The sequence below is a fragment of the Ruegeria sp. AP12 genome (assembly GCF_056540025.1).
The window spans coordinates 34,454-60,136 of sequence record NZ_JBQFVZ010000003.1 but is presented as its reverse complement, the minus strand read 5'-3'; the positions used below and the strand labels follow the sequence as shown (position 1 = coordinate 60,136).

Below are 25,683 nucleotides of genomic sequence, written 5' to 3'. Positions count from 1 at the left end.
TCCGTCTTAACCGCGTTCATCCGCGCCCATGCGGCGTTCCAGCCAACGCACACCGGCGCTGATGATCAGAACCAGGATCAGGTATTCGAAAATCAGCAGGGTGTAGATTTCCAGCGGGCGGTATTCCGTCACCACCAGCTCGTTCGCGCGGCGGGTCAGCTCCTGCATGCCGATGACGCTGGCAAAGGCGCTCATCTTGACGATGTAGATGAACTGATTTGCCAACGGGGGCAGAATGCGCCGGATCGCCTGCGGCAGGATCACGTAGCGCATGGTTTGCACATAGTTCAGCCCGATGGTCTGCGCCGCTTCGCGCTGCCCGCGTGCAATGGATTGAATGCCCGCGCGGTAGATCTCGGCCGTAAAGGCGCTGTCCGAGATCGCCAAAGTGATGATTGCACCCCAGAACGGATCGATGGGGATGTTCATGCCCATCGACTGGAATACAATCGGCAGGCCGTAGAACACCCAAAACAGCATAGGCAGCAGCGGAATCGCGCGGATGAACTCGACATAGACCCTGTTCAGCAACCGCCAGCCGCGTTTTTCGGACAGACCGGGCAAGGCAACCAGCAAGCCGATCACAATCGACAGAACGGCGGCGATCAGAGAGATCTGGATCGTCGCCCCCATGCCCGAAATCAGGAATTTCACATTGGTCCAGCCCGTATCCGTCGTGGGGTCGATCACATACCAGCCCCAGGTCTGGGACGAGGAACAGCCGGTCAGAGCCAAAAGCGGGATCAGAAGAAGAAGCGTTTTTTTCATCATACCCACTCAGTGCTGCAAAATCTGGCTCAGGAACTTCCGGCACCGATCCGAGGTGGGATTGGTAAAGAAATGTTCCGGCTTGCCCTGTTCCACGATCTCGCCCGCATCCATGAAGATCATGTTGTCGGCGACCTTGCGGGCAAAGCCCATCTCATGCGTGACAACAACCATGGTCATGCCCTCATTCGCCAGTTCGACCATCACATCAAGCACCTCGGCGATCATTTCCGGATCGAGGGCCGAGGTCGGCTCGTCAAACAGCAGAACCCTGGGCTCCATGCACAGGGACCGGGCAATCGCCACGCGCTGTTGCTGGCCGCCAGACAGTTGGATCGGGCGTTTGTCGGCCTGATCGGGGATATGCACGCGTTCCAGGTAATGGCGCGCGCGGTCTTCGGCGTCTTTCCGGCTGAGGCCGCGCGCCTTGATCGGGCCGAGCGTCAGGTTTTCCAGAACGGTCAGATGCGGGAACAGGTTGAACTGCTGAAAAACCATGCCAACCTCGGACCGGATCGTGGCCACGGATTTGGCATCGTCCTTCAGTTCCACCCCATCAATGCGGATAGTGCCTTTCTGGTGCTTCTCCAACTGATTGATACAGCGCACAACGGTGGATTTGCCCGACCCCGAAGGCCCGCAGATCACCACCTTTTCGCCACTGTTGACCGTCAGATTGATGTCCTTGAGAACGTGAAACGTATCGAACCACTTGTTCACATCAACAAGCTCGATGGCGGCGTCTGGCATTGGCTGACCTGCCCTTATTTTATTCACAGTGGAATATTTTCTTGAGGTTATCTTCCCCTTCGCGCTTAAATCAAGGAACAATATGGCAGCAAGACCCAACCGCCACCAACGGGAGATATAAATGAACACGATTTGGAAAGCTGCGGCAGCCGCAGCGCTTGGGCTGGTATTGTCGGGCGCGGCACATGCACAATCGGCCCTGAACGAAGTGCTGGATTCGGGCGTTCTGAAGGTCGGCACAACCGGCGACTGGAACCCGATGTCCCTGCGCGATCCGGCGACGAACAGCTACAAGGGCTATGACATCGACATCATGAACGAACTGGCCACCGATCTGGGGGTCGAGGTCGAATATGTCCCGACCGACTGGAAAACCCTGGTCAACGGTGTGGTTGCGGGCAAGTACCACCTGACCGGCTCGGCCTCGATCTCGCCGCCGCGCATGAAGGTTGCCGGGTTCTCGGACAGCTATATCGCGGTCGAGTTGTTCCCCTACACCACCAAGGATAAGGCCGACAAATTCGACGGCTACGACTCGATCAACCAGCCCGACGTGACGGTTGCCACCACTTTGGGCACCACCTTTGAAAAGCGCGTGCGTGAATGGTTCCCGAATGCGGAAATCAAGGTCGTCGAAGCGCCGGCCCGTGGCTTTCAGGAGGTTATCGCCGGACGTGCGGACGTGTTCATCACATCGAACATCGAAGGCTCGACCCTTGAAGACAAATTCCCGGTTGTCCGCGTGAAGAATGCGGGCCCCCGTTCGCCTTCGCCCATCGCCATGATCCTGCCGCAGGACGATCAGGTCTGGATCAACTACGTCAACAACTGGATCGAGGTGAAGAAGGCGCAGGGTTTCTTCGAAGCGAATCGAGAGAAATGGGGTCTCTGACCTGACCAGCGCCCGGCCTTACCGCCGGGCGTTTTCAATTTCCGCTGGGTACGGCCTTGGCCACAACGGTTATGAAACTGACCTTGTCCGTCTTCAGCTCAACCGGTCCATGCGCAGCGTTTGAATCAAAGCTTAAGGAGTCGCCGGGGCGCATATGATAGGCCTCATCCCCGCAGCCATAGACCATCTCACCATCGGTGACGTGGATGAACTCGATCCCCTGATGTTGATATGATGGTCGTGGCCCCAGAGGCGATTCCAGCGTTACGCTGAAGCTTTCGAAACTGACATGCTTGGCCTCGGCGCGGCCGATCAGCTTGTAGCTATGACCGTAACCGCTGCCCAGCCGCTGCACCGTCACACCCTCGCCCGCCGCAACAAAGGACACGTCGGACCGTTCGACCGTTGCGGCAAAGAAATTGATCAGGGGGACACCGATCCCGTTTGCCAGCGCATCCAGCGTTCCAAGCGAGGCCGAGACCTGTCCGCGCTCGATCTTCGAGATCATCGCGGTCGAGACCCCGGACTGACCCGACAACTCGGCCAGCGTCAGACCTGCGAGCATGCGATGGGTTTTGACGGCCAGCCCGATCACATGATCAAGCGGCGGCTTCTGGGTTTCAATGGTACGTGGCTGTTCCATGCGCTCAGCGTATCGGCGTGTTGCCAAAAGGAAAAGCGATAGTCAGGCTGTAATCATGAAACTGGATCATATGACATGGTATGAGGTCGAGGCCCGGATCAAGTCCGGGGCCGCAATCCTGCTGCCCGTGGGATCGACCGAGCAGCATGGGCCGATGGGCCGGATCGGAACCGACACGATCTGCGCCGAAGCGATAGCGCTGGCCGCAGCCAAGCGGTGCGACGCCATCGTGGCTCCGGCGCTGGCCTACACCCCGGCCCCGTTCAACACGGCCTTTCCCGGTACGGTCTCCCTGTCGGAGCCGATTTTTCAAACCATGGCGAGCGAGGTCATCTCGGGCCTGCTGGCGCAAGGGTTTACCGGTGTTTTTGTTGTGAATGGTCACGGCGCCAATCTGGCACCGTTGAACCGCATCGCTGACGCCCTGCCCGCAGGTCGGATTCAAATTGTCAGCTGGTGGGAGCCGCCCAGCGTCAACGCCCTGCGCCAGAACCTTTATGGCGCGTGGGAGGGGATGCACGCCACCCCGTCCGAGATCGCGATCACGCAAAGCCTGTTGGGGGCTTTGCAAACGGGTTTGGCCGCCGATCCCCCCAAGAAACTCAGCTCTGATTATATCCGCGCCCATAGCGGCGACCGTCACGGCCCACCCGAAGAACACCGGGCCGCGTTCCCGGATGGCCGCGTCGGATCCCATTCCGCGCTGGCCACGCCCGAGGACGGCGCGCGGCTGCTGGACACCGCCGCACAGGCGATCGCAGAACAGTTTGCAGCGTTTCAGGATCTGGCGCGACAGGTTCGTTAGGCTGCGGATAAACTCGTCTCACCAGCGCGTGACAATCGATGTCAGGCGATTGCAACGGGTCGGTTCTCGGGCCACTTTCAGTCTCGGAAGGAGACCTGCCATGACCCGAACTGCCTACCTCGATTTTGTGAAGCCCGCCCTGTTGCTGACGTTCATAACTTTGGCCGCGATGCTGCGGGTCCTGCCCGCTCAGGCGGCAGGCACCGAGACACTGACCGTTGCGGGCGGGTGTTTCTGGTGCGTCGAATCCGATTTCGAATCCGTCCCCGGTGTCGTGGGCGCGGTGTCGGGATATACCGGTGGCAAATCGGCCAACCCAACCTATGATCAGGTCTCAAAAGGCGGTACAGGCCATTACGAAGCGGTTCAGATCACCTTCGATCCGGCCCGGGTTTCCCGTGAAACGCTATTGAACATGTTCTTCCGCTCGGTCGATCCCACCGATGCGGGCGGTCAGTTCTGCGACCGGGGTGACAGCTATCGCACAGCGATTTTCGTCTCTAACTCGGGCGAAAAGGCGCAAGCGGAAAAGGCCAAGGCACAGGCGCAGGCCGCATTGGGTCAGACGGTGGTGACGCCAATCTTGCAAGAATCTACCTTTTACCCGGCCGAGGCTTACCATCAGGATTATTACAAGGGCGAAAAACTGGTCTTCACCCGCTTTGGTCCGAAACGTCAGAAGAACGCCTATAAGGCCTATCGCAATGCCTGCGGTCGGGATGCGCGTGTGAAACAGCTTTGGGGCACAGACGCACCCTTTGCCGGGTCTTAATCGAAAGACGCGTCGCGCACTTCGCGCAGATCAGGAATGACATCCGCCGTACCGTGCCGCGTGACCATCAGGGCCGCGGCACGATTTGCTTGCAGGATCGCCTGTTCCATCGGCATCCCCCGGTCCATTCCGGCCAGAACATAGCCGGTGAACGTATCACCCGCCCCGGTCGTATCCACCGCCTCAACTTTATGTGCTGCGAATTCGACCGGATCGCAGCCCTGTTGCAAGTAGCGCGCGCCTTTTGCGCCCAGCGTCACGATCACGTGGCGCACCGGCAGATCCGCTGCGTCCAATCCGGTTTCCTGCCGCAATTGCTCGGCTTCGACCTCGTTCAAGATCAGGAAATCCAGATACGGCAGGATATCCTTCACCGCCTGCGCCTGAAACGGAGCCGCCGCGTAGCAGACAGTCAAGCCAAGCTCATGCCCAATTCGCGCCGCTTCGACCTGCGCGTTGGTTTCGTTCTGTAGAACCAGAAGGTCGCCGGTATTGGCTGACGCCAGAGCCTGCCCAACAGGACCGGCTTCAAGCGCGTGATTGGCACCGGGATAGAGCACGATCAGGTTCTCGCCCTGCGCATCGACAGCTATGATCGCGTGGCCCGTGGGTACATCAACCTCGGCAATGAACCGCGTATCGACGCCATATTCAGTCAGCCGATCCTTCGCCCAGCGCCCATCCGGTCCGACGGCACCAATATGGCTGACACGCGACCCGGCCCGCGCACCCGCGACCGACATATTGGCCCCTTTACCGCCCAGAAACCGCTCCAGCCCGCTGGCCGCCAATGTTTCCCCCGGTGCGGGCAGATGCGGCAGGGCATAGACCATATCCGCATTGATCGAGCCAAGGTTCCAGATCGTCATGGCTTACCCAATATCGCAGGAGGCCAGGATGGCCATGTTCAGAATGTCATTCGCGGTCGAGACGGTCGAGCAGATCTGGATCGGTTTATCGACACCTGAGAGGATCGGGCCAATTACGGTGGCCCCGCCCATTTCCTGCATCAGTTTGGTTGAGATCGAGGCCGAGTGCCGTGCCGGTACGATCAGGATATTCGCCGGCCCGGTCAGACGCTGGAACGGATAGCTGGCCTGTTGATCGACGTTCAGCGCCACATCCACGGTCATCTCTCCCTCGTATTCGAAATCAACACCGCGCTGATCCAAAACCGCTGGCGCGCGGTGCATCTTTTCCGCGCGTTCTGATACCGGGTAACCGAAAGTCGAGAAGCTGACAAAGGCCACCCGAGGCTCCAGTCCCATATGGCGGGCAACAGCCGCAGCCCGTTCGGCGATGTTCGCCAGATCATTCTCATCGGGCCATTCATGCACCAGCATGTCGCCGATCAGCACAATCCGGCCCTTGTGCAGCAGAGCACTGACCCCGGCAGCCCCATGCGCGGCGTCGGCATCAAAAACATGGTTGATCCGATCCAGCACATGCGCCGATTTCCGCGTCGCCCCGGTGACCAGACCATCGGCATGACCATGGGCCAGCATCAGGGACGAAAACACATGCCGGTCGCGCGCGGCCAAACGGTGAATGTCCTTGCTGTCAAAGCCCTTGCGCTGCAATCGTTGGTAGAGGAAGTCCTTGTAGGTATCCAAATGCGTGGTGTTGGCCGCGTTGACCACCTCCAACTCACGCACGGCATCGCCAAGACCAGCGGCTTCCAGCTTTTCCTTCACATCATCCTGACGGCCTACGACCATGGCCTTGCCGAAGCCCGAGCGCTGATACATCACCGCCGCGCGCAACACGCGGGGATCGTCTCCCTCGGCAAAGACCATCCGGCTTTGCGCCGCACGGGCACGAGCATTTAGTCCGCGCAGAATGCTGGCCGTCGGGTCCATGCGGGATTTCAGGCTCAGCTCATAGGCGTCCATGTCGATGATCGGACGCCGCGCCGCGCCGGTATCCATCCCGGCCTTGGCGACCGCAGGCGGGATACGGTGGATCAGGCGCGGATCGAACGGCGTCGGGATGATGTAATCGCGGCCAAAGGTCAGCGATTTACCATAGGCCATGGCGACTTCATCCGGCACATCCTCGCGCGCCAGACGGGCCAGCGCATGAGCACAGGCGATCTTCATCTCGTCATTGATGGCGCGGGCATGGATGTCCAACGCGCCACGGAACAGGTAGGGGAAGCCCAGAACGTTGTTCACCTGGTTCGGGTAGTCGCTGCGCCCGGTGGCGACGATGGCATCGACGCGGACCTCGTGCGCTTCTTCCGGCGTAATCTCGGGATCCGGGTTGGCCATGGCGAAAATCACCGGGTTGTCGGCCATGCTGGCGACCATATCCTGCGTCACCGCACCTTTGACCGACACGCCCAGGAACACGTCCGCGCCCTTCATGGCCTCTTCCAGCGTGCGCAACTCGGTGGTGATCGCGTGGGCCGATTTCCACTGGTTCATGCCCTCGGTCCGGCCCTGATAAATCACGCCCTTGGTGTCACAGACGATGCAATTTTCATGCTTTGCACCCATCGCCTTGAGCAGTTCGATACAGGCAATCCCCGCAGCGCCTGCCCCGTTCAGAACGATCTTCACATCCTCGATCTTCTTGCCCGAGATATGCAGCGCGTTCAGCAGACCCGCCGCACAGATCACCGCCGTGCCATGCTGGTCGTCGTGGAAGACGGGGATGTCCATCTCTTCCTTCAGGCGCTGCTCGATGATGAAACATTCCGGCGCCTTGATGTCTTCCAGATTGATGCCGCCAAATGTCGGCCCCATCAGCTTGACCGCGCGGCAGAACTCATCTGGGTCCTCGGTGTCCAGTTCGATATCGATCGAGTTCACGTCAGCAAACCGTTTGAACAGGACGGATTTGCCCTCCATCACCGGTTTGGAGCCCAGCGCGCCAAGATTACCCAGACCCAATACGGCAGTGCCGTTCGAGATCACGGCGACCAGATTGCCCTTGTTGGTATAGTCATACGCCGTCTCGGGCGCTTCGGCGATGGCTTCGCAGGGAACCGCCACGCCGGGGCTGTAGGCCAGCGACAGATCGCGCTGGGTGGTCATGGGAACGGTGGCCTGCACCTCCCACTTGCCGGGGGTGGGGTCCAGGTGAAAGGCCAGCGCCTCTTCTTTGGTGATCTTCGCTTTGGGCATTTTAAACGTCGGTTCCATGACTTCGGGGCTGACGCCTCATAGCGCAGGCGGGGCTGCGCCTCAACGGGAATACGTTTTCACCTTTCGTCGCGGGGGCCGCGTTTGTAAGGTCGCGCCCGGAATACGCCAGAAGGGGGCCGCTTTTGTCCACAGTCACGCCGATGATGGCGCAATATCTCGAGATCAAAGAGGCCCATGCCGATGCCCTGCTGTTTTATCGCATGGGCGATTTCTACGAGATGTTCTTTGAGGATGCAGTGAATGCCGCCGAGGCGCTGGATATCGCCCTGACCAAACGCGGCAAGCACAACGGCACCGATATTCCCATGTGCGGCGTGCCTGTTCATGCCGCCGAGGGCTATCTGCTGACCCTGATCCGCAAGGGGTTCCGCGTGGCTGTCTGCGAACAGATGGAGAGCCCGGCTGAAGCGAAGAAAAGAGGCTCTAAATCAGTGGTAAAGCGCGATGTCGTGCGTCTGGTGACGCCCGGCACCCTGACCGAGGACGCGCTGCTTGAGGCCCGCCGCCACAACTTTCTGGCCGCTTATGCCGAGGTCCGGGATGAGGCCGCTTTGGCCTGGGCCGACATTTCCACCGGTGCGTTTCACGTGATGCCTTTGACGTCCATACGCCTCAGCCCCGAACTGGCCCGGCTTGCCCCGTCCGAGTTGATCGTGGCAGACGGGTCGGAACAGCCTCTGCAGGAATCCGTCCGCGATCTGGGCATTTCACTCACTCCCATCGGGCGCGCCAGTTTCGACAGCACCGCGGCAGAAAAACGCATCTGCGGGTTGTTTCACGTGGGCGCTTTGGACGCCTTCGGCACCTTCGGGCGTGCCGAGATTTCGGCCATGGGCGCTTTGATCGACTATCTGGAGATCACGCAAAAGGGCAAACTGCCCCTGTTGCAAACGCCGCTCAAGGAATCCGAAGACCGCGTTGTGCAGATCGACGCGGCGACGCGGCGCAATCTGGAACTGACCCGATCTTTGTCCGGCGGACGCGCCGGATCGCTGCTGTCGGTGGTCGACCGCACAGTCACACCGGGCGGCGCGCGGCTGCTGGAACAGCGCCTCTCCAGCCCCTCGCGCAATCTCGACGTCATCCACGCCCGTCTGGACGCGGTGAGCTTCGCCACCGAAGACAGCCTGACCGCCTCGGACCTGCGCGAGGCGTTGCGCAAAACCCCCGATCTGGACCGCGCCCTGTCGCGGCTTTCGCTGGAACGCGGTGGCCCCCGCGATCTCGCCGCCATCCGCAACGGTCTGGCGCAGGCGGCGACCATCGCCGAACTCTGCGCCCCGCAAGACCTACCCGTCCTTCTGGCCACCGCCGTGCAGAACCTGACCGGTTTCGACGACCTGCTGACCCTGCTGGACGACGCCCTTGTCGCCGAACCGCCCCTGCTGGCCCGCGACGGTGGCTTCATCGCCCCCGGTTTCGACAGCGAGTTGGACGAGGCCCGCACCCTGCGCGACGAAGGCCGATCCGTCATTGCAGGGTTTCAGCAGAAATACGCGGAACATACCGGCATCACATCGCTGAAGATCAAACACAACAACGTGCTTGGCTATTTCATCGAAACCACGGCAACCCATGCCGAAAAGATGCTGAACCCGCCGTTCTCCGAGACCTATATCCACCGCCAGACCACCGCCAATCAGGTGCGGTTCACCACCGTTGAACTGTCCGAGATCGAAACCCGCATCCTGAATGCGGGTAATCTGGCGCTGGAGATTGAAAAAAGGCTCTATCAAAGGATTTCTGGTGAGATTCTGGCCAAAGCTGCGCATCTGAATCAAGCCGCCCGAGGGCTGGCCGAACTCGATCTGACCACCGCGCTGGCCGATCTGGCACGCGGCGAAAACTGGTGCTGCCCGCAGGTCGACACCTCGCGCGCCTTCGACGTTCAGGGCGGTCGCCACCCGGTTGTCGAACACGCCCTGCGCCAGCAAGGTGGCGATGCCTTCATCGCCAATGACTGCGACCTCAGCGCCGACAAGGGTGCCGCCATCTGGCTGCTGACCGGCCCCAACATGGCGGGTAAATCAACCTTCCTGCGCCAGAACGCCCTGATCGCCTTATTGGCGCAAATGGGCAGCTACGTCCCGGCAGAGAAGGCCCATATCGGCCTCGTCAGCCAGTTGTTCAGCCGTGTCGGCGCATCCGACGATCTGGCACGGGGCCGCTCGACCTTCATGGTGGAAATGGTAGAAACCGCCGCCATCCTGAACCAGGCCGACGACCGCGCGCTGGTGATCCTCGACGAGATTGGCCGCGGCACCGCCACTTATGACGGGTTGTCGATCGCCTGGGCCACATTGGAACATCTTCACGCGGCCAACCAATGCCGCGCGCTCTTTGCGACCCACTACCACGAACTCACCGCGCTGGCCGGTAAACTCGAAGGCGTCGACAACGCCACCGTGGCGGTCAAGGAGTGGGAAGGCGAGGTGATCTTCCTGCACGAGGTCCACAAAGGCGCCGCCGACCGGTCCTACGGCGTACAGGTCGCCCAGCTTGCAGGCCTGCCCGCATCGGTGGTGGACCGGGCGCGTATCGTACTGGACCAGCTGGAAAAAACCGAACGCGAAGGCGGCAAGCAAAAAGCCCTGATCGATGACATGCCCCTGTTCTCCGCCGCGCCGCCCCCGCCGCCGCCAGCCCCCAAGGCTTCCCCTGTCACCGACATGCTGGCGGATATTCTGCCGGACGAGCTTACCCCGCGCGAGGCCCTCGACCTGATCTACAAACTGAAAGAGGCGGCCAAATCCTGACCGCCCCTTCTTCTGTTCAAAAATACCTCCGCCGGAGGCTTGGCCTCGCAGAGGCCAATCAGCTCGCAGATGTCGACGACACCCCAACCTGCGCCGGACGCAGCAACCGGTCATGCAGCATGAACCCTTCGGCAGAAACCTGAATGATATCGCCCGCGCGGGTCCCCGGCACCGGAGCCTCAAACATCGCCTCATGCACATTCGGATCGAAGCGGTCGCCAACTTCGGGCGTGATCACCTCGATCCCGTGCTTCTGGAACACATCCTTCAGCGCCCGCATGGTCAGCTCAACACCTTCCAGCAAACCGGCAGCCACTTCTTTCTGCTCATCCGTCGCCGCCTCAAGCGCGCGTTTCATGTTGTCGTAAACCGGCAGCATGTCGCGCGCCAGTTTCGATCCACCATATTGCTCGGCATCACGGCGCGCCTTGTCGCCACGCTTGCGCGCGTTCTCGGCATCCGCCAGCGCGCGCATGAACTTGTCCTTGTAATCGTCCCGCTCGGCACGCAGCGCGTCGATCTCCAGCGCCTCTTCGCTGATATCCATCAGCTCTTCGGCCAGCTCTTCCGCCTCGGCGGTTGCGATATCGTCCAGAAAATCTTCGTTCTTGGGCTCTGCCATCTCTTACCCTCTAGCTCCGGTCGGATATCAGCTTGCCGACCAGTTGCGCCGTATAATCCACGATCGGCACGATCCGTCCATAGTTCAGACGCGTGGGCCCGATGACCCCGACCGCACCGATTATCTTTCGATCAGCGTTCATATATGGAGACACCACCAAAGAGGAACCCGAAAGTGAGAAAAGTTTGTTCTCGGACCCGATAAAAATGCGCACACCGTCGCCTTCTTCGGTCAATTCCAGAAATTCCGCGATGTCCCGCTTGCGTTCCAGATCGTCAAACAGGGTGCGGATACGGTCCAGTTCCTCGGCCTCGCCCGAGTCACCCAGCAGATTCGCCCGCCCGCGCACGATCAAACGGGCCGAGTCGCCCCCGTCCCCGTCCCAGGCGGCCATGCCGCTTTCGACCATCTCGCGTGCCAGCACGTCGATTTCCTGTTTGCGCGCGTCGATCTGGCTTTGCATCTGACGGCGCACTTCGCTCAGCGTGCGCCCCTCGATCAGCGCATTCAGGAAATTCGCCGCCTCGCGCATCGAACTGGGCGTCTGCCCCGGAGGCGGCGTGAACAGACGGTTTTCCACATGCCCGTCCGAGAACACCAGAACCACCAGCGCGCGATCATGCGCCAATGAGACAAACTCGATATGTTTGATCTCGGTTTCATGTTTGGGCGTTAGAACCAGCGAGGCACCATGTGTCACGTGTGACAAGGCCGACCCCACTCGGTCCAGCATCCCGCCTACATCGCCTGCATTAGAGCCTAATGTTTCATCCAGCTTCTGCCGGTCATCAGCCCCCAGATCGCCAACTTCAAGCAAGCCATCCACAAACATCCGCAGACCCTGCTGGGTCGGAATCCGCCCGGCACTGACATGGGGGCTGTCGAGCAGGCCGAGATATTCCAGATCCTGCATCACGTTGCGCACGGTTGCGGCGCTGACTTTTTCCGACAGGGTGCGGGTCAATGTCCGGCTACCAACGGGTTCGCCGCTGTCCAGATAGCTTTCGACGATCAGCCGGAACACCTCGCGCGACCGGTCGTTCATCTCGCTCAGAATTTTGCTTGCTTCGCTCATCCGCGTTCCTTTGCTGGATCGCCATTAAATCGCAGGCAAATGAAAGGTCAATCGGGGTTGCATCGTAACGCTGCGGGGCGTTATCCCCAACCCAGCAAACAAAGGATTTTCCATGCGACCCTCAGGACGTGATCTAAACGAAATGCGCGCGGTTTCAATCGAGACCGGCTTTACCAAACATGCCGAAGGTTCCTGCCTGATCAAGATGGGCGATACCCATGTACTGTGCACCGCCACCATCGAGGACCGGGTGCCGCCGTTCATCAAGGGCTCGGGTCTGGGCTGGGTTACTGCCGAATACGGAATGCTGCCCCGCGCGACCAACACTAGGATGCGGCGTGAGGCGGCAAGCGGCAAGCAAGGCGGGCGCACCGTGGAAATCCAGCGCCTGATCGGCCGCGCCCTGCGCGCCGGTGTGGATCGGGTTGCATTGGGCGAACGACAGATCACCGTCGACTGCGATGTGATCCAGGCCGATGGTGGCACCCGTTGTGCTTCTATCACCGGCGGTTGGGTGGCGCTGCGTCTGGCGGTAAACAAGCTGATGAAGGCGGGCGATGTGATTTCGGACCCCTTAGTGGACCCTGTTGCAGCGGTTTCTTGCGGTATTTACGCCGGTCAGCCGGTTCTGGATCTGGACTATCCCGAGGACAGCGAAGCGGGCGTCGATGGAAACTTCATCATGACCGGATCGGGCAAACTGATCGAAGTGCAGATGAGCGCTGAAGGATCCGTCTTCAGCCGCGCCCAGATGGATCAGCTGATGGATCTGGCCGAAAAAGGCGTGGCTGAACTGGCTGCCGCGCAGAAAGCCGCCACCGCATGACCCGCAAGTTCGACGGGGACAGGCTGCTGGTCGCAACCCACAACAAGGGCAAGCTTGAGGAGATGGCGCATCTGCTTGAGCCCTTTGGCGTGACCGTTGTCGGCGCGGGCGAGATGAACCTGCCGGAACCGGAAGAGACCGAGGATACCTTTGTCGGCAACGCCCGGATCAAGGCTCATGCCGCCGCCAAGGCTACCGGTCTGCCTGCCCTGTCGGACGATTCCGGGATCACCATCGACGCGCTGGACGGCGCGCCGGGCGTTTACACTGCCGATTGGGCCGAAACCGGCAGTGGCCGCGATTTCCTGATGGCCATGACACGCGCGCATGATGAGCTTGAGGCGAAAAACGCACCCCATCCCCGCACCGCGCAATTCCGCTGCACTCTGGTTCTTGCCTGGCCCGACGGGCATGACGAGGTGTTCGAAGGCATCGCCCCCGGCCATCTGACCTGGCCAATCCGTGGCAAGGACGGGTTCGGCTATGATCCGATGTTTGTCCCCGAGGGCCATGACATTACCTTTGCCGAAATGGATCGCTGGGAAAAGAACAAGATCAGCCATCGCGGCCGCGCCGTGCGCGCCTTTGTTCAGGGCTGTTTCGGTGGATGACTGGCGACATGGAGGTTTCGGCCTCTATGTCCACTGGCCCTTTTGCGAGGCCAAATGCCCCTATTGCGACTTCAACAGTCACGTTTCCAGAAATATTGATCAAAAACAATGGCTTGGCGCATATCTGGGTGAATTGCACCGCAGCGCCGCCGAAACCCCGAATCGCGTTCTTGATACGATCTTCTTTGGCGGCGGCACCCCATCGCTGATGGACCCCGACACCGTCGCCGCGGTGATCGACACGGCCCGCGCCCTGTGGCGCCCCTCGAACGATATGGAAATCACGCTTGAGGCCAATCCCGGCTCGGTCGAAGCTGGTCGGTTTGCCGCCTATCGCGACGCCGGGGTGAACCGCATCTCGATGGGGGTTCAGGCCCTGAATGACGACGATCTGCGCCGATTGGGCCGCATCCATACGGTGGCCGAGGCCCGCGCCGCCTATGACATCGCGCGCAATTGCTTTGACCGGGTCAGTTTCGATCTGATCTATGCCCGACAACACCAGACCTTGGGCGCGTGGCGCGCGGAACTGTCTGATGCACTGTCGATGGCCGTCGACCACCTGTCGCTGTACCAACTGACCATCGAGGACGGCACCGCCTTTGGCGACCGTTACGCCCTAGGCAGGTTGCGCGGCCTGCCCGAAGATGACAGCGCCGCCGATATGTACTTGGCCACGCAGGACATCTGCGACGCCCACGGCCTGCCTGCCTATGAGGTCTCCAACCACGCCCGCCCCGGTGCGGAATCCCGGCACAATCTGATCTATTGGCGCTACGGCGATTATGTCGGGATCGGTCCCGGTGCCCATGGGCGGGTCACGTTGAATGGCCAGAAACACGCAACCGAGACCTACCTGAACCCGGACCGCTGGCTGAAAGCGGCCACACAAGGCAACGGGGAAAAAGAGCGCACATCGTTATCCCCGACGGATCAAGCCAAAGAATACCTTATGATGGGTATGCGCGTAGCTGAAGGACTAGATATTGATCGATACAGTCGATTATCTGGCCTACCCCTGCCCTCGGACGCACTGGATCACCTGACCGATATCGGCATGATCCACCATCAAAACGGGCGACTTATGGCAACAGCGGATGGGCGCGCGGTTTTGAATGCGGTGATCCGAGAGCTTTTGGAGTAGCGGATGCAGTTTCTCTGGGCCGGGCTGGGACTTGTTTGCGTTGCGCTTGCAATGGTCGGAGTCGTTCTGCCTTTGCTGCCTACGGTGCCTTTTCTGCTGCTGGCTGCGTTTTTTTTCGCCCGATCCTCCTCCCGCCTACATAACTGGCTGATCACGCACAGGCTGTTCGGGCCAATGATCCTGGACTGGCAGCGATCCGGCGCAATCCGCCCGGCCGCAAAAAAGGCGGCCACCTTGTCGGTCGCCGCCGTGTTCGGGCTCTCGGTCATGTTATCTGCGCCGCCCCATGTCCTGATCATTCAAGCCGTCGTTCTGGGCGGCGTCATGGTCTTTATCTGGACCCGCCCTAGCGGCTGAGTTTTGCACACAGATCGTCCAACTGATCCAGATTCTCATAGGTCAGAACAACCTGCCCGGTCTCGGTTCCCGGCTTGTGATTGATCGACACTTTCATCGCCAGAATAGCCGAGAGATCCTTCTCCAGCGCCCGCGTATCCGCATCCTTGCCTGCATTCAGGTTTCGCGACCTCGGCGCGGGGCGGTCAGTATCACCCTGCTGCTGCTTCTTCACCAAAGCTTCGGTGGCGCGGACGGACAGACCTTCTTTAACTACCTGTTTGGCAAGTTCCGACGGATTCTCGGCCGTGATCAGCGCCCGCGCGTGCCCTGCGGACAATTTGCCTTCGATCACCAATGTCTGCACATCTATCGGCAAGGACAAAAGACGCAGAAGGTTTGCAATATGGCTGCGGCTTTTGCCCAAAGCCTCGGCCAGTTTTTCCTGCGTGTGACCAAACCGGTCCATCAACTGCTTATATCCGGCGGCTTCTTCCACCGCGTTCAGATCGGCCCGCTGAATGTTTTCAATGATTGCAACTTCCAGAACCTCGGTATCGTCCAAATCCCGAACTATGACTGGAATATCATGCAGTTGCGCCATTTGCGCCGCACGCCAACGACGCTCACCCGCGACGATTTCATAGGCGCCTTCGCCAATGGACCGCACGATCAGGGGCTGGATGATGCCCTTTTCCTTGACCGAGGCCGCGAGCTCATCCAACTGCTCTGGCGAAAACGTCCGGCGCGGCTGATTTGGGTTGGCTTGCAGCATTTCAATCGGAACCGTCAGGTCAGGTCGACGCGGCTGAGTCGGTGCCAGACCATCAGCTTCCTGAGTTACATCCGCCATCAGGGCAGACAACCCGCGTCCCAGCCCCCTTGGTTTTGCTTTCTTGGCGCTCACGTCGCCCTCCTCACTGCCGCTTAAGCGGCGACTTTATTGTTCTTGTGCATGACTTCGCGGGCCAGATGCCGATACGCCATCGCCCCAAGCGAACCTGAATCATATTGCAAAACAGGCAACGCATAAGACGGGGCCTCACTGACCCGGACATTCCGCGGTATCTTGGTTTTAAAAACCATCTCACCCAGATTGTCACGCGCATCTTTTTCGACCTGACGGGACAAGTTGTTGCGGTTGTCATACATGGTCAACACAACACCTTCGATTCTCAGGTCCGGATTCGCGGTTTGCCGAACCTCTCTGATCGTCAGCATAAGCTGCGAAAGACCTTCCAGCGCGAAGAATTCGCTTTGCAATGGAACCAGCACCGAATGGGCGGCAACCATGGCGTTCACAGTCAACAAATTCAGGGATGGGGGGCAGTCGATCAGAACAAAATCAAGCTCAAAACTGTCGATCGAGGTCTGACGCAGCGCATCATGCAACAGATAGCTGCGTTTTTCGTTGGAAATCAGTTCGATATCGGCAGAACTCAGGTCAACAGTGGCCGGAACGACAAACAGCCCATCAATCTCGGTCTCCTGCACAACCGCTTCCAAGGGCGCATCGTCAAGAATGAGGTCGTAGGTGGTCCAATCCCGATCTTCGACACCCAGCCCGGTTGAAGCATTACCCTGAGGATCCAAGTCAACCACCAAAACGCGGCATCCGGCCTCGGCCAACCCTGCTGCCAGATTGATCGCCGTGGTTGTCTTTCCAACTCCGCCCTTCTGATTGGCAACCGCAATTATCCGGGGCCCGGAAGGACGAGACAGATCAACCACGTGATACTCCTTTGATCTTAAGGATGACAGCCTGGGGTTCTGTTAAACTTGTAATCGGCTCGGCTTCGAATTTCCATTCTTCCTGTGCCTCGACCAGTTCTTTTTTCCAGTTCGCGCCTTTCGGCAACAAGGCCGTGCCGAACTCGGCTAAATGCCTGTCACAAAATGACAAAAGCGTATTCAAGTCTGCCAGGGCCCGGGCTGATAGGATGTCAGCGCCCAATGGATCAATCGCTTCGATCCTTTTGGAGATCACCTGGCAGGAAACCCCGCATTCCCGCGCGACATTCCGCAGAAAAGCAGATTTCCTTTGATCGCTTTCGACAAAATGAAAATGGGTGTTCGGCGCCTCTTCCACAGCAATGATCGCACAGACCATCCCGGGAAAACCGCCACCGCTACCCAGATCAGCCCAGGCTTCAAAGGGATCAGCGCACCGGAACACCTGTACTGAATCCAGAATGTGCCGATTCCAGATGTCATTCATGCTGTTACGCGATACCAGGTTGATCCTTGGATTCCAGCGCTTCACCAGGTCAACATAGAGGCTCAGCCGCTCGAATGTTTCACGTGAAACATCGAGCGCATCGAGTTTTGAATGGTCCAGAGTCATGCTTTTCGCGCTTTTTCGTCCCGACGCAACTTGGCCAGCACCAGTGTCAAAGCCGCCGGAGTCACGCCTTCAACCCTGCTGGCTTGGGCGATATTTGCTGGTTTGGCTTGCGAGAGTTTCTGTTTCATCTCTGATGACAACCCATCGAGCGAAAAGAAATCGAATTCGCGCGGAATAACATAGGATTCATCGCGCTTCATGGCTTCGACGTCGCGCTGCTGTCGTGCGATGTAATTCGCATACAGCGCATCCCGCGCGATCTGAAGCCGAATGTCAGGTTCAACCGGGGTCAACTGAGGAATGAGCGGCAGCATATCTTCAAAAGAGACGTCTGGAAACGCCAGAATCGCCATCCCATCCCGGCGATTTCCGTCCTGATTGACGTTGATTCCAGCCTCTCTGACCTGTTTTGGGGTGTATGTCTGCTGGGTCAGCAGTGACTTAGCGCCATCTAGCTTGTCCATTTTGGCTTCAAAATGGGCACGGCGTTCCTGACCAACACATCCAGTCTGCACCCCCAGCGGGGTCAAGCGTTGGTCCGCATTGTCCGCCCGCAGAGACAGCCTAAACTCGGCGCGTGAGGTGAACATACGGTACGGCTCAGCCACCCCTCGGGTCGTCAGATCATCAATCATGACGCCGATATAGCTGTCAGCCCGCGTGAAGTGCAGCGGATCTTTGCCCTGCACGTCCAATGCCGCGTTGAGGCCCGCGACCATGCCTTGGGCTGCCGCCTCCTCATATCCTGTAGTTCCATTGATCTGACCCGCAAGATATAGGCCGGGAACATCCGGCAGAGACAGTCTTGCCGTCAGCACACGCGGATCGACGTAATCATATTCAATCGCATATCCAGGCTGAAGAATCTCGGCCTGTTCCAACCCCTTGATCGACCGGACATAGTCCAGCTGCACGTCTTGCGGCAGCGAGGTTGAGATTCCGTTGGGGTAGATTGTATGATCATTCACGCCTTCCGGTTCCAGGAAGATCTGATGCGAGTCCTTATCCGCGAACCGAACAATCTTATCTTCGATTGACGGGCAATACCGAGGTCCAACACCGTCGATATGACCGCCATACATTGCCGATTTACTTAGGTTTTTCTCAATAATCTCATGGGTCCGCGCGTTTGTATGTGTGATTCCGCAAGAGATTTGGGGCGCGACAACCGAAGTCGACAAGAACGAAAACAGGGTTGGCTCATCATCCCCGTCCTGCCGTTCTAACCCAGTCCAGTCGATGGTTCGCCCGTTCAGCCGAGGTGGCGTACCTGTTTTCAGGCGTCCGGCCGGCAGGTTGTAGCTGTCCAGCCGCTCTGCCAGTTTGACAGAGGGGCGGTCGCCCATGCGGCCTCCAGGCTTGGACACGTCACCGATATGAATAACGCCGCGCAGGAAGGTGCCGGATGTAAGGATGACAGCGCGCGCTTTGACCTCTGAACCGTCGCCAAGCTTCACTCCGGCCACGCGCTCCCCATCCATCAGAAAATCGATCACTTCACCGACAATGACTGACAGATTGCTCTGGCGTTCCGTCTCATTCTGCATCGCCGCGCGGTACAGGGCGCGGTCGGCTTGGGTTCTGGGCCCTTGCACGGCCGGGCCTTTGCGGCGGTTCAAAAGACGAAACTGGATACCCGCCTGATCCGCGACTCGGCCCATAACGCCATCCAGCGCGTCGATTTCGCGCACAAGATGGCCCTTCCCCAGCCCACCAACGGCCGGGTTGCATGACATGACCCCGATGTCTGATGCGGACAACGTGACCAGTGCTGTCGCCGCTCCCATACGGGCTGCGGCGTGAGCGGCTTCGGTTCCGGCATGGCCGGCGCCTATGACTACAACATCGAAGTCCGAATGTTTCACGTGAAACACTCCCTATTTTCCAAGACAGAAGCTTGAGAAGATTTCGTCCAACAAATCTTCAACCCCAATTCTGCCGACCAAAACCTCAAGCGCGCGGATCGCGGTGCGCAGTTCTTCTGCTGCAATATCATACAGGTCCGGACCTGATTCCAGAACCGACATGGTAACGGTCAACGCCTCTTTGGCGTTGATCAGCGCAATCCTGTGCCGTTCGCGGGTAGCTATACCATGGCTAGTGGTTCGTTCACCAAGAACACACGATATGTTGGAAATCAGCTCATCTATCCCTTGCCCGGTTTTACCCGAGACACCGAGCGTACCACCTTGCTGAAGATCCGCTTTCGGCCTGACCTGAATGTCACCGGACCGCATTTCGACGCCAAGCTCTGATGGATCGTCGGTGAGGAAAACACGCAAGTCAGCTGCTTCCGCGCGCTTCTTCGCCAGCGCAATACCCAGGTTTTCGACATGATCTTCGGTGTCGCGCAACCCGGCTGTATCCAACAGAGTGACCGGCAGCCCGGCCAGATCCATGCGCACTTCGATCACATCCCGCGTTGTACCCGCATATTCCGACGTGATTGCAGCCTCGCGCCCGGCCAAAGCGTTCAACAGAGTGGACTTGCCTGCATTGGGCAGGCCTACAATGGCAACTTCGAACCCGGTTCGTATGCGTTCTGCGATCCGAACACTGTCTGCTTCGCGTTGCAACTCTGTGCTCACGCCTAAGATCAACTGCCGGACTTCCGGGGTCACATCGGTGGGAACCTCTTCATCGGCGAAATCAATCACAGCCTCCAACAGGGATGCAGCCCGGATCAGATCGCGCCGCCAGCGTTCGGCCAGATTACCCAACTCTCCGGCCAGAATCGTCTGTGCCTGTTTGCGTTGCGCTTCGGTTTCGGCGTCGATCAGGTCTGCCAGACCCTCGACCTGAGTCAGGTCCATCTTGCCGTTTTCAAGGGCGCGACGGGTGAATTCTCCGGGTTCGGCCAGACGCAACCCGTCAGTCTCAGACAGGCATCGCATCACAGCATTGACGGCGGCGGTACTGCCGTGGATTTGCAACTCGGCGACGTCTTCACCGGTAAAGCTGGCCGGGGCCCGAAAGGTCAGGATCAGCCCATCATCCAGACGCGCGCCATCTGCGTCCCGCAGGGTGCGCAGGTTCATACCCCGCGGCGGAAGAGGGCCACCGGCTATCTTTTCCGCAGCGGTACGGGCGACAGGACCAGAGAGGCGGATGACCGCCACCCCTGCTTTGCCTTGCGCGCTGGCCAAGGCGAATATCGTATCCATTCGAAGGCCTCGCGTGGGTTAAGACCTGTGTCAGGTGTTCATCGAATCGAAGAACTCGCCGTTTGTCTTGGTCTGTTTCAACTTGGACAACAGGAACTCGATGGCGTCGGTCGTGCCCATCGGGTTGAGGATACGACGCAGAACGAAGGTCTTGGCCAGATCGCCCTTGTCGACCAGCAGGTCCTCTTTCCTTGTACCGGACTTGAGGATGTCGATCGCCGGGAACACGCGTTTGTCGGCAATCTTGCGGTCCAGGACGATTTCCGAGTTACCGGTGCCTTTGAATTCTTCGAAGATCACCTCGTCCATCCGGCTGCCAGTGTCGATCAGCGCCGTGGCGATGATGGTCAGCGAGCCACCCTCTTCGATATTCCGTGCCGCGCCAAAGAACCGCTTGGGCCGTTGCAGGGCGTTTGCGTCCACACCGCCGGTCAGAACCTTACCCGAGGATGGCACCACGGTGTTGAACGCCCTACCAAGTCTTGTGATTGAGTCGAGAAGAATAACAACATCTCGTTTGTGTTCGACCAGACGTTTGGCCTTTTCGATCACCATTTCCGACACGGCCACGTGACGCGTTGCTGGTTCGTCGAAGGTCGAAGACACGACCTCACCCTTCACCGAGCGCTGCATGTCCGTCACCTCTTCGGGGCGTTCGTCAATCAGCAGGACGATCAGATAGCACTCCGGGTGGTTCTGTTCGATGGAATGAGCGATGTTCTGCAGGATCACTGTCTTACCGGTCCGCGGCGGGGCCACGATCAGCGACCGCTGACCCTTACCGATGGGCGAGACCAGATCGATCACGCGGGCCGATTTATCCTTGATGGTCGGGTCTTCGATCTCCATCTTCAGCCGCTCATCTGGGTAGAGCGGCGTCAGGTTGTCGAACAGGATTTTGTGCTTGGCCTTCTCAGGGTCTTCAAAGTTGATCTTTGTGACCTTGGTCAGCGCGAAATACCGCTCGCTATCATCCGGCGCTTTGATTTCGCCTTCAACGGTGTCGCCGGTGCGCAGCGAATGCAGGCGGATCATGTCGGGCGAGACATAGATGTCATCGGGACCCGGCAGATAGTTCGCCTCGGGCGAGCGCAAGAAGCCGAAGCCGTCCTGCAGAACCTCAAGCACACCATCGCCGCCAACGGTCCAGCCCTCATCCGCGCGTTCGCGCAGGATCTGGAACATCATCTCGCCCTTGCGCATGGTCGAGGCGTTTTCGATTTCCAGCTCTTCGGCCATCGCCAGAAGGTCTTTGGGGCTTTTGGCCTTCAGGTCGGCCAGATTCAGGGAGTCAGTGGACATGATATATACCTTCACCGCTGACAGCGCGGCACGAAGTGGAATTTCAGTACGGAAGATACGCCGCCCGGACGGGCGTGTTGACCCCTACATAAGCGCGCCTGCGCCGGGAGTCAAACAGCCCCTCAGAACTTCAGAACGACCGCCAGGACGATGATTACCATCAAAAGGGTCGGAACCTCGTTCATCATGCGATACTGCCGCCCTGTGAGCGTATTTTGCCCCTCAACGAAGTCCTTGCGTCGTGCCATCAGCCAGTGATGGAACCAGGTCATCCCGATCACGGCTGCCCCTTTCAGCCAGGGCCAGGTAAAATCCCATCCGACGATGCCCGGCGTGAACACCATGATCAGGCCACACACCCAAGCCACGATCATCGCGGGACGCATGATCACGCGCAGCAGCTTTTCTTCCATTTCAAAGAAGATCTCTTGCGCGCCATCGACAGCCTGCGCCTTTTCAACGTGATAGACGAACAATCGGGGCAAGTAGAACAGGCCAGCCATCCATGAGATCACGGCCATGATATGCAATGCCTTCACCCATGGGTAGATCGTGAAAAGCAGATCAGTCATTCCGGCTCCGGTCGTTGCTCGGAACTCTCCCTAATAAAAAAATAAGAAAGAAGAAAGGAAGATGGTTTTGTAGGGTGCGTAATTTCCGTGGATTACTTTTTTACCCCTTGGTTTTCCCCAGGTGGACAGTTTTGACGAGACGCAGGCCGATTCTGTGAGTTTCAGAAATAGATATTAAATAACAGACACTTATACCATATCTATCTAACACCTTCTGGGGATAACTGCCTGAATATCTATGGGGGATTCAGTTATCCCTTGGTTCCGAGTTATCCTTGTCCCGGATGGACAGCGTTTGGGCGACTCGGGGAAGTTTCGAGCAGATTTCCCGGGCTTGCGTGTCAATCGGAAAACCATACAAAGCGTCCAAGAACGCTCAACGATTTGCACACGGGGTTGTCCACATGTCTGTCCCCATCATCCTGGCCTCGGGCTCAAGCATTCGCGCGCAGCTGCTGGAAAATGCAGGCGTGCCCTTCACCGTGCAGGTGGCGCGCGTGGATGAGGATACCATAAAGCGCGCGTTGCTGGCTGAAGAGGCCTCGCCCCGCGACATCGCAGATGCGCTGGCCGAGATGAAGGCGCGCAAGATCAGCGACAAGTCCCCCGGCGCGATGGTGTTGGGTTGCGATCAGGTGCTGGATTTCGAGGGGCAGTTGCTGTCGAAACCAAAATCGCCCGAGGACGCTTTTGCGCAGCTCAAGGCGATGCGGGGTAAACGCCATATGCTGTTGTCAGCGGCCGTGATCTATCAGGATGGTGAGCCGATCTGGCGACATATAGGACAGGTCCGCCTGCGGATGCGGATGAGTTCCGATGCCTATTTGCGTGATTACATCGACCGGAACTGGGACAGCATTCGCCACGCGGTCGGGGGGTACAAGCTGGAAGAAGAAGGTGTGCGCCTGTTTGCAACCATTGACGGCGACTATTTTAACGTTTTGGGTATGCCCTTGTTGGAACTGCTCAACTATCTGGCTGTCAAAGGGGTGATCGATCAATGACGGACTATCGGGTACCTCTGGCCGGGGTGATCGGGCATCCGATCGGGCATTCCCGGTCGCCCAAGCTGCATGGGCATTGGCTGAAAACCTATGGGTTGCCGGGGCATTACATTCCGATGGATGTGGCCCCTGCGGATCTTGAAACCGTACTGCGGACCCTGCCCAAGGCCGGGTTTGTGGGCGCGAATGTGACCGTGCCCCATAAAGAAGCCGCACTGCGGATCGCCGATCATGTCTCTGACCGGGCAACGGTGATCGGGGCAGCCAATACGCTGGTGTTTCGCGAGGATGGCTCGATCCATGCCGACAACACCGACGGCTATGGGTTCATGGAGAATCTGCGCAGCGGCGCGCCGGACTGGAACGCTCAAGACGGGCCAGCCGTGGTGTTTGGCGCCGGTGGGGCGGCGCGTGCAATTCTGCAGGCCTTGGCCGAAGCTGGCGTGCCCGAGATTCTGCTGACCAACCGCACCCGCGCGCGGGCGGACCATCTGAAAGAGGAGTTCGGCCAACGCATCACCGTGGTCGATTGGGTTCAGGCCGGAAATGTCGTGGAAAATGCGGAGCTTGTGGTCAACACAACCTCGCTGGGCATGCAGGGTCAGCCGGAATTGCGGGTACCATTGGACGGGTTGCAGCCCGGCGCGGTGGTGACCGATCTGGTCTATGCCCCGCTGAAAACCAACCTGCTGAAAACGGCAGAAGAGGCAGGCTGCACCACGGTCGATGGGCTGGGCATGTTGCTGCATCAGGCGGTTCCAGGGTTCGAACGTTGGTTCGGTGTCCGCCCCGAGGTTGACGCCGACACCCGCGCGGCGGCATTGGCATGAGCTTTGCGCTTGGCCTGACCGGCTCGATCGGCATGGGCAAAAGCACCACGGCGCAGATGTTTGTCGATGAAGGCTGCGCGCTCTGGGATGCGGATGCGGCTGTGCATCGGCTTTATGCGCCGGGTGGTGCGGCGGTTGCGCCGATGGGTGCGGCCTATCCTGATGCCATCATCGACGGATCGGTCAGCCGGGACGCGTTGAAACAGATCATTTCACAGGACGGGTCTGCGCTGAAGGCCATTGAGGCAATCGTCCACCCTTTGGTCGCGGCGGACCGGGCGGCCTTCCGCGAAAGCGCGACGGCAGACATTCTGGTGTTCGACATCCCCCTAATGTTCGAAACCGGAGGCAATGCGGCAATGGACGCGGTCGCCTGTGTCTCGATCCCGGCCGAAGAACAAAAGCGCCGCGTCATGGCGCGCGGTACGATGACCGAGGCGCAGTTTGAGCAGATCAGAGCCAAGCAACTGCCAAATGACGAAAAATGCGCGCGGTCGGATTACGTGATCGTGACCAACACTCTGGACCACGCCCGCGCGCAGGTGCAGGATGTGGTCAGGCAAATACGGGCGGGGTTGGCAGATGCGTGAGATTGTACTCGATACCGAAACCACGGGCTTTGATCCCGAAAGCGGCGACCGGATTGTCGAAATCGGCGCGGTCGAGCTGTGGAACCATGTGGCCACGGGTGAGACCTATCACGTCTATATCAACCCCGAACGGTCGATGCCGGAAGAGGCGTTTGGTGTGCATGGAATTGGCCCCGACCTGCTGGAATCCCCACGCCCGCCCGAAAAGGGTGAGGTGACGCTGAAAGACAAGCCCGTTTTTGCCAAGATCGGGCAAGGCTTCCTGGATTTCATCAGGGATTCAAAACTGGTGATCCACAACGCATCCTTCGATATGAAATTCCTGAATGCGGAACTCAGATGGATGAATCTGCCGCAGATTCCCATGGATCAGGCGCTGGATACGCTGGCCATAGCGCGCAAACGGTTTCCAGGCTCACCCGCGTCATTGGACGCGCTGTGCCGCCGGTTCAACATCGACAATACCAATCGGGTGCTGCACGGGGCGTTGCTCGACTCGGAAATTCTGGCCGAGGTCTATCTGGAACTGATCGGCGGTCGGCAGCCTGATTTTGGCCTGTCCACCTCGGCTGCATCAGGTGCAGGTGGTGCGGATGACTGGCGTCCGACGCCACGCGCAACGGCCCTGCCCCCTCGGATCACCGATGAGGAACGCGCAGCGCATGAGGCTTTTGTTGAAAAACTGGGCGACAGCGCCCTGTGGACCCGCGCCTGAACCGGTCAGGCAC

At 59.2% G+C, this 25,683-nt stretch carries 26 protein-coding genes; 12 read left to right on the top strand and 14 right to left on the bottom strand.

Annotated elements, in window-relative coordinates:
* Nucleotides 1–6: 6 nt before the first annotated feature.
* Both ACR0E6_RS11210 and ACR0E6_RS11205 read right to left on the bottom strand, forming a co-directional pair.
* The gene (locus tag ACR0E6_RS11210) at nucleotides 7–768 is read right to left on the bottom strand and encodes an amino acid ABC transporter permease (RefSeq protein WP_170520919.1); all 762 of its coding nucleotides are present in this window, start codon (nucleotides 766–768) and stop codon (nucleotides 7–9) included.
* 9 nt (nucleotides 769–777) lie between these two features.
* The gene (locus ACR0E6_RS11205) at nucleotides 778–1,518 is read right to left on the bottom strand and encodes an amino acid ABC transporter ATP-binding protein (RefSeq protein ID WP_170453368.1); all 741 of its coding nucleotides are present in this window, start codon (nucleotides 1,516–1,518) and stop codon (nucleotides 778–780) included.
* Between the two features lie 121 nt (nucleotides 1,519–1,639).
* Between ACR0E6_RS11205 and ACR0E6_RS11200 the strand changes: the two genes are divergently transcribed.
* Nucleotides 1,640–2,410 (top strand): transporter substrate-binding domain-containing protein, encoded by a 771-nt coding sequence (locus tag ACR0E6_RS11200; protein ID WP_170453367.1) that lies wholly within the window; start codon nucleotides 1,640–1,642, stop codon nucleotides 2,408–2,410.
* Between the two features lie 34 nt (nucleotides 2,411–2,444).
* On the opposite strand, the gene ACR0E6_RS11195 is transcribed toward ACR0E6_RS11200, so the two are convergent.
* A complete protein-coding gene (locus ACR0E6_RS11195; RefSeq protein ID WP_170453366.1) occupies nucleotides 2,445–3,053 on the bottom strand; it encodes an XRE family transcriptional regulator in 609 nt (202 codons plus the stop codon).
* 55 nt (nucleotides 3,054–3,108) lie between these two features.
* On the opposite strand from ACR0E6_RS11195, the gene ACR0E6_RS11190 reads away from it, so the two are divergent.
* A complete protein-coding gene (locus ACR0E6_RS11190) occupies nucleotides 3,109–3,858 on the top strand; it encodes a creatininase family protein (RefSeq protein ID WP_480583293.1) in 750 nt (249 codons plus the stop codon).
* Between the two features lie 100 nt (nucleotides 3,859–3,958).
* Entirely contained in the window at nucleotides 3,959–4,630 is a 672-nt protein-coding gene (gene msrA, locus ACR0E6_RS11185) for a peptide-methionine (S)-S-oxide reductase MsrA (protein WP_170623512.1), read from the top strand.
* Here the strand turns inward: msrA and ACR0E6_RS11180 are convergent.
* Both ACR0E6_RS11180 and ACR0E6_RS11175 read right to left on the bottom strand, forming a co-directional pair.
* Nucleotides 4,627–5,499 (bottom strand): ribokinase, encoded by an 873-nt coding sequence (locus tag ACR0E6_RS11180; protein WP_480583289.1) that lies wholly within the window; start codon nucleotides 5,497–5,499, stop codon nucleotides 4,627–4,629. The two genes, msrA and ACR0E6_RS11180, sit on opposite strands and share 4 nt — an antisense overlap.
* A gap of 3 nt (nucleotides 5,500–5,502) precedes the next feature.
* A complete protein-coding gene (locus ACR0E6_RS11175; RefSeq protein WP_480583286.1) occupies nucleotides 5,503–7,758 on the bottom strand; it encodes an NADP-dependent malic enzyme in 2,256 nt (751 codons plus the stop codon).
* Between the two features lie 161 nt (nucleotides 7,759–7,919).
* On the opposite strand from ACR0E6_RS11175, the gene mutS reads away from it, so the two are divergent.
* On the top strand, nucleotides 7,920–10,535 hold the full coding sequence (mutS, locus tag ACR0E6_RS11170) for a DNA mismatch repair protein MutS (RefSeq protein WP_480583899.1): 2,616 nt from the start codon (nucleotides 7,920–7,922) through the stop codon (nucleotides 10,533–10,535).
* Between the two features lie 58 nt (nucleotides 10,536–10,593).
* Here the strand turns inward: mutS and ACR0E6_RS11165 are convergent, their stop codons facing one another.
* Together ACR0E6_RS11165 and hrcA are read right to left on the bottom strand one after the other, a co-directional pair.
* Nucleotides 10,594–11,157 (bottom strand): nucleotide exchange factor GrpE, encoded by a 564-nt coding sequence (locus tag ACR0E6_RS11165; RefSeq protein ID WP_480583283.1) that lies wholly within the window; start codon nucleotides 11,155–11,157, stop codon nucleotides 10,594–10,596.
* A 10-nt stretch (nucleotides 11,158–11,167) separates the two neighbouring features.
* Entirely contained in the window at nucleotides 11,168–12,232 is a 1,065-nt protein-coding gene (gene hrcA, locus ACR0E6_RS11160; RefSeq protein ID WP_170631560.1) for a heat-inducible transcriptional repressor HrcA, read from the bottom strand.
* Nucleotides 12,233–12,344: 112 nt separating this feature from the next.
* Between hrcA and rph the strand changes: the two genes are divergently transcribed.
* From rph to ACR0E6_RS11140, 4 genes are read left to right on the top strand one after another with little or no spacing between them, the layout of a single operon-like run.
* Nucleotides 12,345–13,058 (top strand): ribonuclease PH, encoded by a 714-nt coding sequence (gene rph / locus ACR0E6_RS11155; protein WP_170735534.1) that lies wholly within the window; start codon nucleotides 12,345–12,347, stop codon nucleotides 13,056–13,058.
* On the top strand, nucleotides 13,055–13,669 hold the full coding sequence (gene rdgB / locus ACR0E6_RS11150; RefSeq protein ID WP_480583279.1) for an RdgB/HAM1 family non-canonical purine NTP pyrophosphatase: 615 nt from the start codon (nucleotides 13,055–13,057) through the stop codon (nucleotides 13,667–13,669). The genes rph and rdgB overlap by 4 nt, the downstream gene beginning before the upstream one ends.
* Entirely contained in the window at nucleotides 13,662–14,813 is a 1,152-nt protein-coding gene (gene hemW / locus ACR0E6_RS11145; RefSeq protein ID WP_480583276.1) for a radical SAM family heme chaperone HemW, read from the top strand. Before rdgB ends, hemW begins: the two co-directional genes overlap by 8 nt.
* Nucleotides 14,814–14,816: 3 nt before the next feature.
* Nucleotides 14,817–15,170 carry a YbaN family protein gene (locus ACR0E6_RS11140; RefSeq protein WP_480583273.1) on the top strand — a complete coding sequence of 118 codons (354 nt, stop codon included), beginning with the start codon at nucleotides 14,817–14,819 and terminating at the stop codon, nucleotides 15,168–15,170.
* Here the strand turns inward: ACR0E6_RS11140 and ACR0E6_RS11135 are convergent.
* From ACR0E6_RS11135 to ACR0E6_RS11105, 7 genes are all read right to left on the bottom strand, one after another.
* Complete coding sequence (locus ACR0E6_RS11135; RefSeq protein ID WP_480583270.1) at nucleotides 15,160–16,056, bottom strand: ParB/RepB/Spo0J family partition protein; 897 nt, start codon at nucleotides 16,054–16,056, stop codon at nucleotides 15,160–15,162. The two genes, ACR0E6_RS11140 and ACR0E6_RS11135, sit on opposite strands and share 11 nt — an antisense overlap.
* Nucleotides 16,057–16,076: 20 nt before the next feature.
* Nucleotides 16,077–16,880 (bottom strand): AAA family ATPase, encoded by an 804-nt coding sequence (locus ACR0E6_RS11130; protein WP_170453354.1) that lies wholly within the window; start codon nucleotides 16,878–16,880, stop codon nucleotides 16,077–16,079.
* Entirely contained in the window at nucleotides 16,873–17,493 is a 621-nt protein-coding gene (gene rsmG, locus ACR0E6_RS11125) for a 16S rRNA (guanine(527)-N(7))-methyltransferase RsmG (protein WP_480583267.1), read from the bottom strand. The genes ACR0E6_RS11130 and rsmG overlap by 8 nt, the downstream gene beginning before the upstream one ends.
* Nucleotides 17,490–19,358 (bottom strand): tRNA uridine-5-carboxymethylaminomethyl(34) synthesis enzyme MnmG, encoded by a 1,869-nt coding sequence (gene mnmG, locus ACR0E6_RS11120; RefSeq protein WP_480583264.1) that lies wholly within the window; start codon nucleotides 19,356–19,358, stop codon nucleotides 17,490–17,492. The genes rsmG and mnmG overlap by 4 nt, the downstream gene beginning before the upstream one ends.
* Nucleotides 19,359–19,370: 12 nt before the next feature.
* Nucleotides 19,371–20,657, bottom strand: coding sequence for a tRNA uridine-5-carboxymethylaminomethyl(34) synthesis GTPase MnmE (gene mnmE, locus ACR0E6_RS11115; protein WP_480583261.1), 1,287 nt, complete (start codon nucleotides 20,655–20,657; stop codon nucleotides 19,371–19,373).
* A 30-nt stretch (nucleotides 20,658–20,687) separates the two neighbouring features.
* Nucleotides 20,688–21,959: a transcription termination factor Rho gene (rho, locus tag ACR0E6_RS11110; protein WP_170520887.1), complete on the bottom strand. Its 1,272-nt coding sequence runs from the start codon at nucleotides 21,957–21,959 to the stop codon at nucleotides 20,688–20,690.
* A gap of 122 nt (nucleotides 21,960–22,081) precedes the next feature.
* A complete protein-coding gene (locus ACR0E6_RS11105; protein WP_480583258.1) occupies nucleotides 22,082–22,531 on the bottom strand; it encodes a CopD family protein in 450 nt (149 codons plus the stop codon).
* 404 nt (nucleotides 22,532–22,935) lie between these two features.
* Here ACR0E6_RS11105 and ACR0E6_RS11100 point away from each other — a divergent pair, with 404 nt between their 5' ends.
* The 4 genes from ACR0E6_RS11100 to dnaQ are packed head-to-tail and all read left to right on the top strand — an operon-like array spanning nucleotide 22,936 to nucleotide 25,670.
* Nucleotides 22,936–23,535 (top strand): Maf family protein, encoded by a 600-nt coding sequence (locus tag ACR0E6_RS11100; protein ID WP_480583255.1) that lies wholly within the window; start codon nucleotides 22,936–22,938, stop codon nucleotides 23,533–23,535.
* Entirely contained in the window at nucleotides 23,532–24,365 is an 834-nt protein-coding gene (locus ACR0E6_RS11095) for a shikimate dehydrogenase (RefSeq protein ID WP_480583252.1), read from the top strand. The genes ACR0E6_RS11100 and ACR0E6_RS11095 overlap by 4 nt, the downstream gene beginning before the upstream one ends.
* Nucleotides 24,362–24,955, top strand: a complete 594-nt coding sequence (coaE, locus tag ACR0E6_RS11090; RefSeq protein WP_480583249.1) for a dephospho-CoA kinase — start codon at nucleotides 24,362–24,364, stop codon at nucleotides 24,953–24,955. Before ACR0E6_RS11095 ends, coaE begins: the two co-directional genes overlap by 4 nt.
* A complete protein-coding gene (gene dnaQ / locus ACR0E6_RS11085) occupies nucleotides 24,948–25,670 on the top strand; it encodes a DNA polymerase III subunit epsilon (RefSeq protein ID WP_480583245.1) in 723 nt (240 codons plus the stop codon). The genes coaE and dnaQ overlap by 8 nt, the downstream gene beginning before the upstream one ends.
* The last annotated feature ends 13 nt before the right edge of the window (nucleotides 25,671–25,683 follow it).